At 69.2% G+C, this 17,229-nt stretch carries 14 protein-coding genes; 3 read left to right on the forward strand and 11 right to left on the reverse strand.

The features are described 5' to 3' along the window. Window positions 1-27: 27 nt before the first annotated feature. The 3 genes from J4Z35_RS03495 to J4Z35_RS03505 all read right to left on the reverse strand — a co-directional run bounded on the left by J4Z35_RS03495 (window position 28) and on the right by J4Z35_RS03505 (window position 4,046). Window positions 28-1,350 (reverse strand): site-2 protease family protein, encoded by a 1,323-nt coding sequence (locus tag J4Z35_RS03495; RefSeq protein ID WP_074039832.1) that lies wholly within the window; start codon window positions 1,348-1,350, stop codon window positions 28-30. Then, window positions 1,350-2,537 (reverse strand): 1-deoxy-D-xylulose-5-phosphate reductoisomerase, encoded by a 1,188-nt coding sequence (gene dxr, locus J4Z35_RS03500; RefSeq protein WP_074039831.1) that lies wholly within the window; start codon window positions 2,535-2,537, stop codon window positions 1,350-1,352. Before dxr ends, J4Z35_RS03495 begins: the two co-directional genes overlap by 1 nt. A gap of 129 nt (window positions 2,538-2,666) precedes the next feature. Then, window positions 2,667-4,046: an L-serine ammonia-lyase gene (locus J4Z35_RS03505; RefSeq protein ID WP_074039830.1), complete on the reverse strand. Its 1,380-nt coding sequence runs from the start codon at window positions 4,044-4,046 to the stop codon at window positions 2,667-2,669. Window positions 4,047-4,158: 112 nt separating this feature from the next. On the opposite strand from J4Z35_RS03505, the gene J4Z35_RS03510 reads away from it, so the two are divergent. Further along, a complete protein-coding gene (locus J4Z35_RS03510) occupies window positions 4,159-5,409 on the forward strand; it encodes a saccharopine dehydrogenase NADP-binding domain-containing protein (protein WP_006944880.1) in 1,251 nt (416 codons plus the stop codon). A 168-nt stretch (window positions 5,410-5,577) separates the two neighbouring features. Here the strand turns inward: J4Z35_RS03510 and J4Z35_RS03515 are convergent, their stop codons facing one another. Continuing rightward, window positions 5,578-7,485, reverse strand: a complete 1,908-nt coding sequence (locus J4Z35_RS03515) for an acetate--CoA ligase (protein WP_074039966.1) — start codon at window positions 7,483-7,485, stop codon at window positions 5,578-5,580. A gap of 88 nt (window positions 7,486-7,573) precedes the next feature. On the opposite strand from J4Z35_RS03515, the gene J4Z35_RS03520 reads away from it, so the two are divergent. Further along, a complete protein-coding gene (locus tag J4Z35_RS03520; protein WP_074039828.1) occupies window positions 7,574-8,677 on the forward strand; it encodes a Rossmann fold nucleotide-binding protein in 1,104 nt (367 codons plus the stop codon). A gap of 90 nt (window positions 8,678-8,767) precedes the next feature. Here J4Z35_RS03520 and rlmN read toward each other — a convergent pair whose 3' ends face one another. From rlmN to rpsB, 7 genes are all read right to left on the reverse strand, one after another. Continuing rightward, a complete protein-coding gene (gene rlmN, locus J4Z35_RS03525) occupies window positions 8,768-9,952 on the reverse strand; it encodes a 23S rRNA (adenine(2503)-C(2))-methyltransferase RlmN (protein WP_006944853.1) in 1,185 nt (394 codons plus the stop codon). Between the two features lie 17 nt (window positions 9,953-9,969). After that, window positions 9,970-10,803 carry a phosphatidate cytidylyltransferase gene (locus J4Z35_RS03530; protein WP_074039965.1) on the reverse strand — a complete coding sequence of 278 codons (834 nt, stop codon included), beginning with the start codon at window positions 10,801-10,803 and terminating at the stop codon, window positions 9,970-9,972. Window positions 10,804-10,884: 81 nt separating this feature from the next. Further along, window positions 10,885-11,445: a ribosome recycling factor gene (gene frr / locus J4Z35_RS03535; RefSeq protein ID WP_006944866.1), complete on the reverse strand. Its 561-nt coding sequence runs from the start codon at window positions 11,443-11,445 to the stop codon at window positions 10,885-10,887. Window positions 11,446-11,499: 54 nt separating this feature from the next. Continuing rightward, the gene (gene pyrH / locus J4Z35_RS03540; protein WP_006944885.1) at window positions 11,500-12,258 is read right to left on the reverse strand and encodes a UMP kinase; all 759 of its coding nucleotides are present in this window, start codon (window positions 12,256-12,258) and stop codon (window positions 11,500-11,502) included. A 71-nt stretch (window positions 12,259-12,329) separates the two neighbouring features. After that, a complete protein-coding gene (locus J4Z35_RS03545) occupies window positions 12,330-13,235 on the reverse strand; it encodes a D-hexose-6-phosphate mutarotase (RefSeq protein ID WP_074039826.1) in 906 nt (301 codons plus the stop codon). A gap of 219 nt (window positions 13,236-13,454) precedes the next feature. After that, window positions 13,455-14,282, reverse strand: a complete 828-nt coding sequence (gene tsf / locus J4Z35_RS03550; RefSeq protein WP_038568786.1) for a translation elongation factor Ts — start codon at window positions 14,280-14,282, stop codon at window positions 13,455-13,457. 117 nt (window positions 14,283-14,399) lie between these two features. After that, on the reverse strand, window positions 14,400-15,326 hold the full coding sequence (gene rpsB, locus J4Z35_RS03555) for a 30S ribosomal protein S2 (RefSeq protein ID WP_062256714.1): 927 nt from the start codon (window positions 15,324-15,326) through the stop codon (window positions 14,400-14,402). A gap of 359 nt (window positions 15,327-15,685) precedes the next feature. On the opposite strand from rpsB, the gene J4Z35_RS03560 reads away from it, so the two are divergent. Beyond that, window positions 15,686-16,915: an aminotransferase class I/II-fold pyridoxal phosphate-dependent enzyme gene (locus J4Z35_RS03560; RefSeq protein ID WP_074039824.1), complete on the forward strand. Its 1,230-nt coding sequence runs from the start codon at window positions 15,686-15,688 to the stop codon at window positions 16,913-16,915. The last annotated feature ends 314 nt before the right edge of the window (window positions 16,916-17,229 follow it).

The following is a 17,229-nucleotide window of genomic DNA, read 5'->3' on the forward strand; positions in this document are numbered from 1 at the left end:
GCGCGACGCCCTGGGCTGGGCCGAGACTCACTGGATGGTGATGGGTTTCACGACGTCGGCGTAGATGAGCAGCACCGACATCCCGATGAGGACGAGCGAGACGGCGTACGCGACCGGCAGCGCCTTCGTCACGTCGACGTAGACGGGGCCGGCGACGCCGCGCGCCCGCGCGATGGGCCGCTTGATCGCCTCCCACAGCGCACCCGCGATGTGGCCGCCGTCGAGGGGCAGCAGCGGGATGAGGTTGAACACGAACAACGCGAGGTTGAGGGAGGCGAGCAGGTTGAGCAGCAGCAGCACCTTCTGGCCGAGTTCGACCTTCGACGACTCGGCGACGTCGCCCGCGATGCGCGTCACCCCGACGACGGAGATCGGCCCGTTCGGATCGCGCGCCTCGTCGCTGAACGCCGCCTGCGCGACGCCCTTCATCTTCTCCGGTATGTGCAGCACGACGCCCGCCGTCTGCTTGATGCTCGTGCCGAGCATGCCGGGGACAGCACCCGGGCCCTGACGCTGCAACGTGTACTGACCGATCGACAGCCCGACGTACCCGGCGTCGATCATGACGTTCTGGCCACCCGCGTCGGTGACGGGGTTGCCGTCGGCGTCGAGTTTCGCCACCTTCGTCGTCCTCGGCGTGACCTGCAGCGTCTGCTGCCGGCCGTCACGCTCGACGACGAACGGGATCTTCTCGCCGCCGTGCGCGCGGATGACGCGGGTCGCCTCGAGATTGCTGTTCACCTTCTGCCCCGCGACCGAGATGATGACGTCATCGAGCTTCAACCCGCTCGAGGCCGCCGGCGCCTCCTGCCCCGTCGGGCACTTCTGACCGGGTTCGACCTTCGTCAGGCACGTCGTCAGCGACGTCACCTTCGTGCCGGTGAGCTTCGGCAGGCCGACGCCGCACACCATGACGGTCATGACGACCGCAGCGATGACGAGGTTCATGAACGGCCCACCGAACATGACGGTGACCTTCTGCCACGTCTTGAGCTTGTAGAAGACGCGGTTCTCGTCACCGGGGCGCAGCTCCTCGAAGGTCTGCTCACGCACCTCGTCGGCGAGCTGGCTGAACCGACCGGTCGACGAGGCGCGCACGGAGCCGTCCGGGTCGCCCGCCTTCGGCGGGTACATGCCGATCATGCGCACGTAACCGCCGAGCGGGATGCCTTTGACGCCGTACTCGGTCTCGCCGCGCTTCTTCGACCACAGCGTCGGGCCGAAGCCGATCATGTACTGCGGCACGCGGACGCCGAACTTCTTCGCGGGCACCATGTGCCCCATCTCGTGCAGCGCGATCGAGGCAGCCACGCCGACGATCATGAACAGCACCCCGAGGACGAACAGCATCAGCGCAGCCCCTTCTCGATCAGCGTGTGCGCGGTGCGGCGCGCCCATGTCTCTGCGGCGAGGACGGCGTCGACGTCAGGTTCGCCGCTCTCGGGCGCGTGCTGGTCGACGACCTTCTCGACGGTTTCGACGATGTCGAGGAAGCCGATGCGCCCGTCGTGGAAGGCCTCGACGCACTCTTCGTTGGCCGCGTTGTAGACGGCCGGGTACGTCGAGCCGGCCTCACCCACCTGACGGGCGAGGCGAACGGCGGGGAACGCCTCGTCGTCGAGAGGTTCGAACCGCCAGTCCATCGCCTTCGTCCAGTCGATCGGTGTCTCCACGCCCGCGATGCGGTGCGGCCAGTCGAGGCCCATCGCGATCGGCACGAGCATCGTCGGCAGGCCGAGCTGCGCGACGACGGCGCCGTCGACGAACTCGACCATCGAGTGGATGTACTGCTGCGGGTGCACGACCGTCTCGACACGATCGATCGGGATGTCGAACAGCAGGTGCGCCTCGATCACCTCGAGGCCCTTGTTGACGAGCGTCGCCGAGTTGGTGGTGATGACCTTGCCCATCGCGAAGTTGGGGTGCTTCAGGGCTTGTGCGGGTGTGACGTCGGCCAGCTCGGCGCGGCTCATGCCGCGAAACGGCCCTCCACTGGCGGTGACGACGAGTTTGCGCACCTCGTCGTGCGTACCGGAGGTGAGCGCCTGCGCGATGGCCGAGTGCTCCGAGTCGACGGGCACGATCTGCCCGGGCCTTTCGAGACGCTTGACGATCGGGCCACCGACGATGAGCGACTCCTTGTTCGCGAGCGCCAGTGTGCTGCCCGCCTCGAGCGCTGCGATCGTCGGGCGCAGACCGATCGAACCGGTGATGCCGTTGAGAACGACGTCCGCACCGACGCTCGCGACCTGCACCGACGCGTCGTCACCACTGACGACGCGGCTGACAACCTGCTTGCCTGCGCCCGACGCCGCATCGGCGATGAGCGTCTCGAGCCGTGCCGCGTCACCGGAGGCGATACCGACGAGCTCGACGTCGAACTCGACGGCCTGACGCGCGACGAGCTCGAGGTCACGCCCGCCGGAGCTGAGCGCGACGATGCGGAAGCGCTCGGGGTTGTTCCGCGCGATCTGGCACGCCTGGGTGCCGATCGAACCGGTGGAGCCGAGCAGGGAGACGGTGCGCTGGGTGGTCACGCCCCCATTGTGTACGAGACGTCTGACAACCGCCCCCGAGGCCGCTGCGACGAACCATCGCGCACGACGCGAGGCGTCGTCCCTCAGCGCCTCAGTGAGACGCGGTGACGGCCGCCGCTCGCCCGGACGTCAGCACTCGATGACGTTGACGGCCAGCCCGCCGCGTGCCGTCTCCTTGTACTTGACGCTCATGTCTCGGCCGGTCTCGCGCATCGTCTTCATCGCCTGGTCGAGGCTGACGGTGTGCTTGCCGTCACCGCGACGCGACAGGCGAGCGGCGTTGATCGCCTTCATCGAGGCGATCGCGTTGCGTTCGATGCACGGGATCTGCACGAGCCCGCCGACGGGGTCGCACGTCAAGCCGAGGTTGTGCTCGATGCCGATCTCGGCGGCGTTCTCGACCTGCTCGGGGTTGCCGCCGATGACCTCGCACAACGCACCGGACGCCATCGCGCACGCCGAACCGACCTCGCCCTGGCAGCCGACCTCGGCGCCCGAGATGGAGGCGTTCTCCTTGAACAGGATGCCGATGGCCGCAGCCGTCAGCAGGAACCGGACGATGCCGTCCTCATCGGCGCCGGGGACGAACTTGACGTAGTACTTGAGGACGGCGGGGATGATGCCGGCCGCACCGTTCGTCGGCGCGGTGACGACGCGGCCGCCCGCGGCGTTCTCCTCGTTGACGGCCATGGCGAACAGGTTGACCCAGTCCATGACATCGAGCGGGTCGATCGGGTAGCCGGGCTCGACCTGCTGCTGCAGCGCACGGTGGATGGCGGGGGCGCGGCGCGGCACCTTGAGCCCGCCGGGGAGGGTGCCCTCGGTCGAGAAACCGTTGGTGATGCACTGATCCATGACCGACCACAGGTGCAGCATGCCCGAGCGCACCTCCTCCTCGGTGCGCCACGACAGCTCGTTGCGCATCATGACCTCGCTGATCGGCAGACCCGTGCGCGCACAGATCTCGAGCAGTTCCTTGCCCGTGTTGAACGGGAACTCGACGGGCGTCGTGTCCTGCACGACACGGTCGGCGCCGAGCGCGTCCTCGTCGACGACGAACCCGCCTCCGACGGAGTAGTAGACGCGCTCGAGAAGCACCGATCCGTCAGCGCCGAGCGCCCGAGCGATCATGCCGTTCGGGTGCCCGGGCAGCGTCTTGCGGCGGTGCAGGACGAGGTCGTCGTCGTCGAGGGGCACCTCGCGCAGGCCGCCGAGCAGAAGGCGGTGGGTCTCCTTGACCGCGTGGAAACGCGCGTCCGCGGTGTCGGTGTCGACCGTCTCCGGGTCCTCACCCATCAGGCCGAGGACGACCGCCTTGTCGGAGCCGTGCCCGTGGCCGGTCTGCCCGAGCGACCCGCACAGTTCGACCTGGACGCGCGCGACGTCGTCGAAGAGCCCTGCCTCGCGCAGAGATTCGAGGAACCGCCCCGCGGCTCGCATGGGACCGACGGTGTGGGACGACGAGGGTCCGATACCGATCGAGTACAGTTCGAATGCACTCAGCGCCATGCCACACCATCCATCATGCGGACAGATTCGCACACAATGTGGCCACACGAGTAATCGAGGCCCCCCTCAGGTATGTGGGCAGCGCAGGTGACTCACCGGTAGCCTGCGGAGCATGACTGATACGACGCGAGAATTCGACATCGTCCTCTACGGCGCGACCGGGTTCGTCGGCCGGCTCGTCGCGAAGCACCTCGCCGAGCACGCGCCGAATGACATCCGCATCGCCCTCGCCGGACGCACCGCCTCGAAGGTCGAGAAGGTGCGCGACGACCTGAGCACCGAGGCCGCAGCCGCCGCCGGTTGGGGCATCGTGACAGCCGACTCCGGCGACGAGGCGTCGCTGCACGCCCTCGCGAACCGGGCACGCGTCGTCATCTCCACCGTCGGCCCGTACGCGCGCCACGGCCTGCCGCTCGTCGGCGCCTGTGCCGAGGCCGGCACCCACTACGTCGACCTCACCGGCGAGGTGCTCTTCGCCCACGACTGCATCGACCGCTACGACGCGACGGCCCGCGCGAACGGCGCACGTATCGTCAACTCGTGCGGCTACGACTCGGTGCCCTCCGACCTCGGCGTCTTCCTGCTCGCCCAGACGGCGCGTGAGGCCGGTGACGGGGAACTCACGGCGACGACCGAGTACGCGTCGATGAAGGGCGGCATGAGCGGCGGGACGATCGCCTCGGCGATGCAGCAGGCCGACGACATCGCCGACGACCCCGCTCGCCGCAAGATCGCCGGCGACAAGTTCTCCCTCTCCCCCGACCGCTCGCGCGAGCCGAGCGGCGAGTTCAAGGACTCGCTGTCGGTGTGGTACTCCGACGACGTCGACGCGTGGGTCGCGCCGTTCCTCATGGCCTCCTACAACACGCGCATCGTGCGCCGCAGCAACGCGCTGCTCGGCCACGTGTACGGCTCGGGTTTCCGCTACCGCGAGGTGATGAAGGCCGGCAAGGGCGTCAAGGGTCGCGCGATGGCGTACGCCGTCGCGGGTGCGCTGGGGGCGGGCTTCGGCGCGATGGGCGTCAAGCGTCTGCGCCCGCTGCTCGAACGCCTCGTCCCCGCGCCGGGCAGCGGCCCGAGCGAGGAAGCGCGCGAGAAGGGCTTCTTCCGCATGGACATCCGCTCGACGACGACGAGCGGCGCCCGCTACCGCTCGATCGTCGCCTCGCAGGGCGACCCGGGCTACAAGGCGACGGCCGTCATGCTCGGCGAGGCGGCCGTGACGCTGGCGCTCGGCGACCTGCCGACGCTGCCCGGCGAGGCGGACGGCGGCGTCCTCACGCCCGCAGTCGCCCTCGGGGCGCCGTACGCCGAGCGCCTGCGTCAGCACGGCGTGACGCTCGAGGTGACGAAGCTCGGCTGATTTCGAAAGCTCGGCTGAGTTCGAGTGACGTAGCGTTCGTCCCCGGGACCGATGCGGTGCCGGGGACGAACCGTTCTCGGCATGCGCCGAGATCGGCAGCCGCCGCGCCGAGGTGCAGCACCAGCTCGTCATAGCCGGCGCGGACGACGCCGCGCGGCGTCGCGAACGTCACGAGTGGTGGCGCAGCACCTCACCGAGAGCGTCGAGGACGCTGGCATCCTCGATCGTGCCGGGCACCTGGGGCGTCTCACCGTCGGCCATCTGGCGCATCGTCTTGCGCAGGATCTTGCCCGATCGCGTCTTCGGCAGGGCCTGGACGACGTCGACGTCGCTGAGCGAGGCGAGCGCCCCGACCTCGGCGCGCACGCGCGCCTTGAGTTCGTCGCGGACGGTGAGCAACTCGTCGTCGGTGTACTCCCGCCCGGCCTTGAGCACGACGAGCGCCCGCGGCACCTGGCCCTTGAGCTGGTCGGCGACCCCGATGACGGCGCACTCGGCGACGGCGGGGTGCCCCGCGAGCGCGGCCTCGAGGGCGCCCGTCGACAGGCGATGCCCCGCGACGTTGAGCACGTCGTCGGTGCGGCCCATGACCCACACGTACCCGTCGTCGTCGATGTAGCCGCCGTCACCGGTGAGGTAGTAGCCCTCGAACGCGGACAGGTAGGAGCTGACGTAGCGCTCGTCGCCACCCCACAGCGTCGCGAGCGTACCGGGCGGCAGCGGCAGCTTGAGGCACACGGCACCCTCGACGCCTGGTTCGACGGGCGAGCCGTCGGGCGCGAGCACCTGCACGTCGTAGCCGGGCAGGGGCTTGGTCGCCGATCCGGGCTTCGGCGCGAACGACTCGATGCCGACCGGGTTCGCGACGATGGGCCACCCCGTCTCCGTCTGCCACCAGTTGTCGACGACCGGCACCCCGAGCTTGTCGTGCGCCCAGGCGTAGGTGTCGGGGTCGAGGCGCTCACCGGCGAGGAAGAGCGTCCGCAACGACGACAGGTCGTGCCCGGCGATCAACGAGCCGTCCGGATCCTCCTTCTTGATCGCGCGGATCGCCGTCGGCGCCGTGAACAGGCCCGCGACGCCGTACTGCTCGACGATGCGCCAGAACGCGCCGGCGTCCGGGGTGCCGACGGGCTTGCCCTCGTACAGCACCGTCGTCAGGCCCGCGAACAGCGGCGCGTAGACGATGTAGGAGTGGCCGACCACCCAGCCGACGTCGCTGGCCGTGAACCACACGTCACCGGCCTCCATGCCGTAGACGTGCTTCATCGACCACGTCAGGGCCACGGCGTGGCCACCGTTGTCACGCACGATGCCCTTCGGCCGCCCCGTCGTGCCGGAGGTGTAGAGGATGTAGAGCGGGTCGGTGGCCGCGACGGCGACGCAGCCGGCGGGCTGCACCGCACCGGGCGCCATGACCTGCGCCCAGTCGAAGTCCTTCTCTCCCAGGCTCGCCTCGCACTGCGGGCGCTGCACGATGACGCAGTGCCCCACCTCGTGCGACGCGCGGGCGAGTGCCGCGTCGAGCATCGGCTTGTACTCGATGACGCGGGTGCGCTCGACGCCGCAGCTCGCGGACAGCACGACCTTGGGCTGGGCGTCGTCGATGCGTGCGGTCAGCTCGGTGGGCGCAAAGCCGCCGAACACAACCGAGTGCACCGCCCCGATGCGCGCGCAGGCGAGCATCGAGATGACGGCCTCCGCGATCATCGGCATGTAGATGACGACCCGGTCGCCCTTCTCCACCCCGAGCGCCTGGAGCACCCCGGCGAGGCGGGCGACCTCGTCGAGCAGTTCGGCGTAGGTGTACGTGCGGCTCGTGCCGGTGACGGCGCTGTCGTGGATGAGCGCCGGCTGATCGGCGCGGCCGGCGATGACGTGCCGGTCGAGCGCGTTGTAGCAGGTGTTGAGCCGCGCGTCGGGAAACCAGCGGTACAGCGGGGCGCTCGAGGCGTCGAGCGCCCCCTTGGGTCGGGTGATCCAGTCGACGCCGCTGGCGGCCTCGAGCCAGAACCCCTCGGGGTCGTCGAGGCTGCGCACGTGGAGTGAGGCGTGGTCGAACGTGACGTCGGTCATACACCCATCTTGCCTCGTGATCGCGAGGTTCCGGGTGAGTTCGCCGCCGTGCTCGGCGACGAATCGCTCGTGTGCCACGCTTGGCCTCATGCTTCGTGAGATCCACTCGGCCGACGAGCTGCTCGCCCATCTGCAGGACGGCGGAACCGTCAGCGGTCTGCGGCTGCAGGGCGTCGACCTCGCCAGCGCTGCCGGCGAGGCGTTGATCGCTCTGCCGAACCGCTTCGACGGTCTCGTCGTGCTCGGCGGCCACGTGCCGGCGTCCACGGCTCGGACGTTGACCGACCGCGGCGCCATCCTGTTTCCCAGCGATCCGCACCTGCCGATCGACCCCTACCGCGCGCGTCTCTACTCCGCCGGCGAGCTCTATGCTGGCCTCGAGCGCGGCTACGAACACACCCCTGACGCGCAGGCGTATCGCTGGTCGCGTGACTGCCGCGTGGCGCATGACGCCTATGCGGGCGCCATGCGCGGGCTGCACGACGAGTCGATGCGCGACGCCCTGCACGAGAGCCTCGAGGGCCGACGCACCGTCGGCATCATGGGTGGTCACGCGATGGGACGCACGAGTACCGCGTACGCCGAGATCGCCCGGTTGGCGCGCGATCTCGCCGACGGCGGCCACGTCGTCCTGACCGGCGGCGGGCCCGGCGCGATGGAGGCTGCGAACCTCGGCGCGGCTGACCGCGTCGGCGGCCTCGACGCGGCGCTGGAGTGCCTGGCGGGCGTTGAGTCGTTCCGTCCGAGCATCGACGCCTGGGCGCACAGCGCTTTCGCGGCGCGGGAGCTGCTGGGCGTGGCTGATGGCGCCGGTGACGACGTGCGCAGCGTCGGCATCCCGACGTGGTTCTACGGCCACGAGCCGCCCAACGTCTTCGGCGACGTCATCGCCAAGTTCTTCTCCAACGCCCTGCGCGAGGACGGCCTGCTCGCCGGCGCCAGCGGCGGCATCATCGTCCTCGAGGGCGCCGCGGGCACCGTGCAGGAGATCTTCCAGAGCGTCACGCCGCTGTACTACGCCGCCGACGACGTGCCGCTGCCGCACCTCGTCCTCGTCGGGCGCGCACAGTGGACGGACGTCGTCCCCGTCTGGCCGGCGCTCACCGCGCTCGCGGCGGGGCGACGCTTCGCCGACCACCTCCACCTCGTCGAGACGCCCGCGGAGGCGTTCGCAGTGTTGACGGGCGCCTGAGCTCATCGCAGCCTCAGGCTTGACGCATCATCGGCCCAAACGCATCACGAATGACGCATTTGGGGCGATGATCGGGGCGAGCTGCTCGTGTCAGGCCGTCTTGGCGGCGAGCTGCCCGCACGCTCCGTCGATGTCGGAACCACGCGTGTCGCGCACCGTCGTCGGGATGCCGCCCGCGCGTAGGCGCTCGACGAAGTTCTGCTCGACGCCCTTGCGCGACGCCGTCCACTTCGAGCCCGGCGTCGGGTTGAGCGGGATCGGGTTGACGTGCACCCACCCCTTGCCACGCGCGTTGAGCTTCTTCGCGAGCAGATCCGCGCGCCAGCCCTGGTCGTTGATGTCCTTGATGAGCGCGTACTCGATGCTGACGCGACGCCCCGTCGCCTCGAAGTAGCGATGCGCCGCATCGAGGGCCTCGTCGACGCTCCAGCGCGTGTTGATGGGCACCAGCTCGTTGCGCAGTTCGTCGTCGGGCGCGTGCAGCGACAGCGCCAGCGTCACCGGAATGCCCTCGGCCGCGAGCTTGTCGATGGCCGGCACGAGACCGACCGTCGACATCGTCACGCCGCGAGCCGACATGCCGAGCCCCTCCGGGGCGGGCGAGACGAGCCGCTTGATCGCGTCGATCGCCTGGCGGTAGTTGGCGAGCGCCTCCCCCATGCCCATGAACACGACGTTGCTGACGCGCAGCGGCGTCTCGCGCTCGTCGTCGTCGAGGCCGGGCAGCTCGCCGGAGCGCAGCAACCGCGCGCCGGCGACGACCTGCTCGACGATCTCCGCCGTCGTGAGGTTGCGCGTCAGCCCTTCCTGCCCGGTCGCGCAGAACGGGCAGTTCATGCCGCAGCCGGCCTGGCTGGAGATGCACATCGTGACGCGGCCGGGGTAGCGCATGATGACGCTCTCGACGAGCGCGCCGTCGAACAGGCGGTGCACCTGCTTGAGCGTGTTACCGCCGTCGGCGACGAGCGTCTTGATGCTCGTCAGCAGCGTCGGCATGAGCTGCGCGACCATCTCCTCGCGCCCGTTCTTCGGCAGGTCCGTCATCTCGGCAGGGTCGGCGACGAAGCGTTCGAAGTAGTGGTTCGACAGCTGCTTGGCGCGGAACGCGGGCAGCCCGAGCTCCTTCGCTAACGCCTGACGCCCGGCGAGGTCGAAGTCCGCCAGGTGCTTCGGCGGCTTGCCGCGCCGCGGCGCGGTGAACGTCAGCTGGCCCGGAACGGGACGCTTCGCCGTCGGCTCGGGCAGGTCGGTCGTGGTCGATTCGGTGGTGCTCAATGGAAGAACTCCTCGCCTCAGCTGGCGAACGCGGTGAGAACGGCCCAGGTGACGGGGGCCGCGAGAACGAGCGAGTCGAGACGGTCCATGAGACCGCCGTGACCCGGGATGAGGTTGCTCATGTCCTTGATGCCGAGATCGCGCTTGATCATCGACTCGCACAGATCGCCGACGGTGGCCGCGACGACGACGATCGAGCCGAGCAGGATGCCGACCCAGAACGGCGCGTGCAGGATGAGGGTCACCGTCAGCACGCCGATGACGACGCAGCTCAGCCACGACCCGGCGAAGCCCTCCCACGACTTCTTGGGGCTGACGGTCGGCGCCATCGGGTGCTTGCCGAACAGCACGCCGGCGACGTAGCCGCCGATGTCACTGCCGATCGTCACGAGGATGAACGTGATGATGCGGCTGACGCCGTCATCAGCATGCAGGAGCATCATCGCGAACGACACGAGCGCCGGCACGTACAGCGCGATGAGCGCCGCCGACGCGGTGTCGGGCGCGAGGCGGTTGCTCGCCGCACCCCAGACGATGAAGACGAGGACGCTGCCGACGAGCGCCGCGAGCATCGCCGACGGCCCGAGCAGATACGCCGCGACGGGGATGACGGCCGCCGAGGCGAGCGCGGGGATCCACGGCGGGCGGAACTTGGCCGGCGGCATCGCCATGAGCAGCTCGCGCGTGCCGACGACGGACGCGGCCGTCGCGAGGACGACGAACGCCTCCTTGCGGATGAGCAGAGACGCGAGGACGAGCACGCCGAGCACGAGTGCGGCCGTGATGGCGGCCTTGAGGTCGCGCCCGGCCTTGTTCTTCTTCGCGGGGGCGGGCGCGAGCGTCTCGGACACGACCTTCGAGCCCACCCCCGGCGGGGGTGGGCTCGAAGGCTGCGCCGAAGCGGGCATGCCGAATGCGAGCGTGCGTCGAGGTCAGACCTCGAGCAGCTCGGCCTCCTTGCCCTTGAGCAGCGCGTCGACGGTGTCGACGCGCTTCTTCGTCATGGCGTCGAGGTCCTTCTCGGCGCGGGCGCCGTCGTCCTCGCCGACCTCCTTGTCCTTGACCAGCTTGTCGATGTCCTGGTTCGCCTTGCGGCGCACGTTGCGCACGCTGACGCGGCCGTTCTCGGCCTTGTCCTTGGCCATCTTGATGTAGTCCTTGCGGCGCTCCTCGGTGAGGGCGGGCAGGATGCAGCGGATCTGGTTGCCGTCGTTGCTCGGGTTGACGCCGAGGTCGGAGTCGCGCAGCGTCTTCTCGATCTCGGAGATGGCCGACTTGTCGAACGGGATGATGAGGATCGTGCGCGCCTCGGGCGTCTGGAACGACGCGAGCTGCTGCAGCGGCGTCGGCGCACCGTAGTAGTCGACCGTCAGGCGGTTGAACATCGCCGCGTTCGCACGGCCGGTGCGGATCGAGGCGAAGTCCTCCTTCGTGGCCTCGATCGCCTTGTCCATCTTCTCCTCGGCCTCGAGGAGGATCTCGTCAATATCCATGGTTTCGCTCTCGTTTCTCGGACGTTCTCGGGAACAGCCACGTTCGGCCCCGCGTCAGGACGCGGAGACCACCGTGCCGATCTTCTCACCCTGCAGGGCGCGGGTGATGTTGCCTTCACCCTCCATGCCGAACACGACCATCGGCAGCTTGTTGTCCATGCACAGGCTGAACGCTGCGGCGTCGACGATCTTGAGCCCGCGCGCCAACGCGTCGGCGTGCGTGACGACATCCAGCTTCACCGCGTCGGGGTTCTTGCGCGGGTCATCGGAGTAGACGCCGTCGACACCGTTCTTCGCGACGAGCACGGCGTCGCATTTCGTCTCGAGCGCACGCTGCGCGGAGACGGTGTCGGTCGAGAAGTACGGCATGCCCGCGCCGGCACCGAAGATGACGACGCGGCCCTTCTCCATGTGACGGATCGCACGGCGCGGGATGTACGGCTCGGCGACCTGCGTCATCTCGATGGCCGACTGCACGCGCGTGTCGATGCCCTCCTTCTCGAGGAAGTCCTGCAGCGCCAGGCAGTTCATGACGGTACCGAGCATGCCGATGTAGTCGGCACGCGCACGATCCATGCCCTTCTGCTGCAGCTCGGCACCGCGGAAGAAGTTGCCGCCACCGACGACGACCGCGACCTGGATGCCGCTGCGCACGGCCGGCGCGATCTGGCGAGCGATGCCCCGCACGACGTCGGGGTCGACGCCGACGCTGCCGCCGCCGAAGACCTCACCGGAGAGCTTGAGCAGCACTCGGTCGTACCTGGGGATCGCCGGGGAGGCGTTCACCCTCTCGCTCGCGTCGGTGTCGCTCACTTCGCCTCCTGGCGCTTCGTCGGGCATGAGTCGGCCAATCTTTTCACACTGCTGAGGGCAGCCGAAAAACTTCAGTCTGCGAGCGGAGCGTACGTCGCGCCCAGTGCTGTGTCTTGCCCGGGGGTGAGGGTGACGGCGTCGTCCTTGATCGTGGCCGCCTCGACGCAGACGAACCGCGGCCACGCGTCGTCGGGCACGTCCGCGAGCGAGGCGGTCTTCTGCTGGGCGGGGTTCCACACGACCGCATCCGGCAGATTCTCGCGCTCGATGCGGTAGATCGGCGTCCGCCCCTCCGTCCGCCCCTGGACGACAGTGATGGGCTGTTTCGGCGCCGTGACGACGACGTCGACCTCGCCGTCGAACGTCAGGGCACCCTCGACGCGTGAGCGCTCCCCGCTGGCCTGATCGAGCATCGACGCACCCGTCAGCCCTTCGACACGCACCGTGCGCACGTCGTCGACCGCGAGATACGTGTGCAGCGCTGCCTCGAACGTCAGCGGGTCTGAGCCCTCGTTGCGCACGACGAGGCGCAGCCCGAGAGCATCGCCGAACGTGATCTCGAGGGTTGCGAACAGCCCCGGCGGCCAGTGCTCGGCGCCGTCGAGCTGCGCGACCGCCTCGGGAGTGACCACGAGCGAGACGATGACCGCCTCGCCCTCCTCGCGCACCGAGTGCAGCCTCCACCGCGCCCGACGCGCCAGGCCGTGCGACGGCGACAGCCCGCCGTCACGGCCCGCACCGAACCACGGGAGACACACCGGGACGCCGCCGCGGATCGCCGTCGACGGACCCGCCTGTGCCAACGGACTCAGCCACAACAGCTCACGCCCACCACGCGGCACGAAACTCGTCACCTGACCGCCGTGCAACTGCACGACACCCGACGACCGCGGCCCTAACACCTCCAGCGCCGGCAGGCCCGAGACCCCCTCGACGCGACGCACGCACTCCGGCAGATCCACCATGAAGCCACTCATGGACACACGCTAGTCCCTCCAGCGACGTGACGAGCCCCCACCTCACGCCGCGAGGCCCGGACGCGCTGCGCGCGATCCGGGCCTCGTCTGGCGCCATGCGGTGAGTTGAACGAGCGGTGCCAGACGCCATTCTTTCTGGCGTCTGACTTCGCGCTCACCTACGGCCGAGGCCCGGACGCGCTGCGCGCGTCTGGGCCTCAACCTCCGGTTCCCGCTCGGTCACACACCGACCTTGAACCGCGCAAAGCCCGAAACCTCCGCGCCTGCCTCATCAGCGACCTTCTTGACCGTCTTCTTCGCGTCCTTCGCGAACGGCTGCTCCAGCAGCACGTTCTCCTTGAAGTACCCGTTGACACGGCCCTCGATGATCTTCGGCAGAGCAGCCTCCGGCTTGCCCTCCTCCTTGGCCGTGGCCTCAGCGACACGACGCTCGTTCTCCACGACCTCGGCGTCGATCTCGTCGCGCGTCAGCACCGACGGGGAGAACGCGGCGATGTGCATCGCGATGTCACGAGCCGTCGCCTCGTCGCCACCCTTGAGTGCCACGAGAACACCGATCTGCGCCGGCAGGTCAGGGCTCGTCTTGTGCAGGTACGCCGTCACGTTCTCGCCCTCGAGACGCGCCACACGACGCACCTCGATCTTCTCGCCGATCGTCGCGTTGGCCTCGTCGAGAACCTCCGCGACCGTCTTGCCGCCCATGTTGCTCTTCAGCAGCGCATCGGCGTCAGCGGCCTCGACCGCGACAGCCTGGTCGAGAACCTGCTCGGCGAGGGCGATGAACTTGTCGCCCTTCGCGACGAAGTCGGTCTCGCAGTTGACCTCGACCAGCGTGCCGACTCCGTTCTCGACCTTCGCGGCGACGAGGCCGTTCGAAGCGGAACGACCCTCGCGCTTCGTCACGCCCTTGAGGCCCTTGACGCGCAGGATCTCGGTGGCCTTGGCCTTGTCGCCGTCAGCCTCGTCGAGTGCCTTCTTGACGTCCATCATGCCGGCGCCGGTAGCTTCGCGCAGCGCCTTGATGTCAGCGGCGGTGTAGTTCGCCATGAGTGTTTCGCTCCTCTGAGTCGAAAGAATGCAGGGGGTTTACGCTCCCCCGGCGCCGACACTGCCACGAGCAGTGCCGGCGCCGGGGGAAGACGTCATGAACGTCGAGCCAGTTTCTCAGGCCTGGGAGTCGGCGACCTCGGTCGCCGTCTTCTCGTCGACCTCGGCCACGGCAGCGGCCTCGTCAGCGTTCGTCGAGTCAGCGGCAGCCGTCTCGTCAGCAGCCTTCTTGATCGACGACGGACCCGTCTCGGTGTCCGTGTCAGCGGCGGCCTTCGCGCCGGCGTCGGAGGCGAGCAGCTCGCGCTCCCACTCGGCCATCGGCTCGGCGGCCGACTCGCCCGACTTGCCGGACGATCGGGCGACGAGGCCCTCGGCGACGGCGTCGGCGATCACGCGGGTGAGGATGCCGACCGAACGGATGGCGTCGTCGTTGCCCGGGATCTTGTAGTCGACCTCGTCGGGGTCGCAGTTCGTGTCGAGGATCGCGATGACCGGCAGGCCCAGCTTGCGCGCCTCGTCGACGGCGAGGTGCTCCTTCTTCGTGTCGACGATCCAGACGGCCGACGGGATCTTCGACATCTCACGGATGCCGCCGAGGACGAGCTCGAGCTTCGCCTTCTCACGCGACAGGAGCAGCAGCTCCTTCTTCGTGTAGCCGGAGCCGGCGACGTCGTCGAAGTCGAGAGCCTCGAGCTCCTTCAGGCGCGCGAGGCGCTTGCTGATCGTCTGGAAGTTCGTGAGCATGCCACCGAGCCAACGGTGGTTGATGTACGGCATGCCGACGCGGGTGGCCTGCTCGGCGATCGACTCCTGAGCCTGCTTCTTCGTGCCGACGAACAGGATCGTGCCGCCGTGGGCGACCGTCTGCTTGACGAACTCGTAGGCGTCGTTGATGTAGGTCAGCGACTGCTGGAGGTCGATGATGTAGATGCCGTTGCGCTCCGTCATGATGAAGCGCTTCATCTTCGGGTTCCAACGACGGGTCTGGTGTCCGAAGTGGACGCCGCTCTCGAGGAGCTGGCGCATGGTGACGACGGCCATGCCGAAGTCCCCTTTCATGTCGAGGTTTCAGTTCGTGCAGCCGGATTGCTGCCCTGGCGGCCCGACCATCACCCACCGTCGGCCATTCCCCTCACAGAGGTTCACGATCGACGGACCGAAGGGCGAGGGCCCGCGACGTACGCCCTGCGAGAGCAGGATGTACGAGGCGTGAGGCCACGCGAATTCGTCTCGCGGCCCGCCCACACATCACCTCTGCTCGACCCGGCTCTCGAGACGGAACTCGAAGCCGGAGGTGCGATCAGGTGGGCGACGCGCATCAGGGCACACAAGACGTGCCTCCAGTCTACCGGCTCGAGGGGGCAACCCGAAATCGCCGCCAGGGGTCCTAGATTGGAGCGATGAGCGACTCGACGACGCCAGCACCGCAGACCTCGCCCGCGCCCCGTGCGGGCCGACGCAGCGCCATCCGCCCCGCCGGCGGGCAGACGATCTTCTCGCGCATGACGGCGCTCGCGGCCGAGACCGGCGCGCTCAACCTCGGCCAGGGCTTCCCCGACGCCGACGGCCCCGAGGCCGTGCTCGCAGCGGCCCGCCAGGCCATCGCCGACGGCGCGAACCAGTACCCGCCGGCGCGTGGTGAGCGGACGCTGCTCGAGGCGATCGCCGCGCACCAGCACCACTGGTACGGGCTGGAGGTCTCCCCCGACACCGACGTCCTCGTCACCGTCGGAGCGACGGAGGCGCTGGCGAGCGCGATCCTCGCGTTCGTCGAACTCGGCGACGAGGTCGTCGTGTTCGAACCCACCTACGACTCCTACGCCGCTGACATCGCGCGTGCCGGCGGCGTGCGGCGCACGGTGCCGCTACGTTTCCCCGACTTCGCGCTCGACGAGGACGCCCTCGCCGCGGCGTTCAGCGAGCGCACCGCGCTCGTCCTGCTCAACACGCCGCACAATCCGACCGGCAAGGTCTTCACCGCGGCGGAGTGCGCGACGATCGCCGAGCACGCCGCGCGCCACGACGCCGTCGTCATCAGCGACGAGGTGTACGAACACCTCGCGTTCGCGCCGCACGAGCACATGCCCTTCGCGAGCACCCCCGGCATGCCCGAGCGCACGCTGACGATCAGTTCGGGTGGCAAGACGTTCAGCACGACGGGGTGGAAGATCGGGTGGGTCAGTGGCCCTGCCGACCTCGTCGCCGCGGTGGCGAGCGTCAAGCAGTTCTTGACCTTTGCGAGCGGCACGCCGCTGCAGCACGGCATCGCGGCCGGGCTGTGCCTGCCCGACGCGTTCTTCGCCGAACAGCGCGCCGAGATGGCGGCCCGCAGTGCTCTGCTCGTCGACGGACTGACGCGCGCCGGGTTCGACGCCGTTGCGCCACAGGGCGGCTATTTCGTCCTTGCCGACGCGGCGCCCCTCGGCGTCGACGACGCAGCCGAGTTCGCGCTGCGCCTGCCGACGGAGGCGGGGGTCGTCGCGATTCCGGCGTCGGCGTTCTGCGACGATCCGGACGCCTCCGGCATGACGAGTGTGCTGCGCTTCGCGTTCTGCAAGCAGCGCTCCGTCATCGACGCTGCGATCGAGCGGCTTGTGGATACCTACGGCCGCAGCGCGCGAACGACGTGATCTGCAGGCCCGTCCACAGGGTCTCGGGCTGACGCCGCGGCCCCACGGCGTGTGCGCTGCAGACTGCCGACATGGCCATCCTGCGCATCGTCTCGTCCCTGCTCGCCGTGGGTTCCGCCGGCCTCGTGGGGTTCGCCGTGGTGAGCCCGTCGGTGGTGGGATCGTCGGTGGTGGGCCCCTCTGTGGTGGGCGGGGCTGAGAAACCGAGGGCCTCGATGCCCGTCCGGCCGCGGCTCACCCGGCCAAGGGTCGAACGCCCGGGCGTTGCGCCGCTGCCGCCACGACGTTCGGCACCACCGCAACCGTCGCTGGAG

Origin of the sequence: Dermacoccus sp. NHGro5, from assembly GCF_017565385.1 — a bacterium.
Taxonomy (GTDB): domain Bacteria; phylum Actinomycetota; class Actinomycetes; order Actinomycetales; family Dermatophilaceae; genus Dermacoccus; species Dermacoccus nishinomiyaensis.

What these genes read in the sequence shown, in the direction of transcription:
- J4Z35_RS03495 (WP_074039832.1), bottom strand. Translation starts at nt 1,350, where the DNA reads ATGCTGTTCGTCCTCGGGGTGCTGTTCATGATCGTCGGCGTGGCTGCC.
- J4Z35_RS03505 (WP_074039830.1), bottom strand. Translation starts at nt 4,046, where the DNA reads ATGGCGCTGAGTGCATTCGAACTGTACTCGATCGGTATCGGACCCTCG.
- J4Z35_RS03510 (WP_006944880.1), top strand. Translation starts at nt 4,159, where the DNA reads ATGACTGATACGACGCGAGAATTCGACATCGTCCTCTACGGCGCGACC.
- J4Z35_RS03515 (WP_074039966.1), bottom strand. Translation starts at nt 7,485, where the DNA reads ATGACCGACGTCACGTTCGACCACGCCTCACTCCACGTGCGCAGCCTC.
- J4Z35_RS03520 (WP_074039828.1), top strand. Translation starts at nt 7,574, where the DNA reads ATGCTTCGTGAGATCCACTCGGCCGACGAGCTGCTCGCCCATCTGCAG.
- frr (WP_006944866.1), bottom strand. Translation starts at nt 11,445, where the DNA reads ATGGATATTGACGAGATCCTCCTCGAGGCCGAGGAGAAGATGGACAAG.
- J4Z35_RS03545 (WP_074039826.1), bottom strand. Translation starts at nt 13,235, where the DNA reads ATGAGTGGCTTCATGGTGGATCTGCCGGAGTGCGTGCGTCGCGTCGAG.
- tsf (WP_038568786.1), bottom strand. Translation starts at nt 14,282, where the DNA reads ATGGCGAACTACACCGCCGCTGACATCAAGGCGCTGCGCGAAGCTACC.
- rpsB (WP_062256714.1), bottom strand. Translation starts at nt 15,326, where the DNA reads ATGGCCGTCGTCACCATGCGCCAGCTCCTCGAGAGCGGCGTCCACTTC.
- J4Z35_RS03560 (WP_074039824.1), top strand. Translation starts at nt 15,686, where the DNA reads ATGAGCGACTCGACGACGCCAGCACCGCAGACCTCGCCCGCGCCCCGT.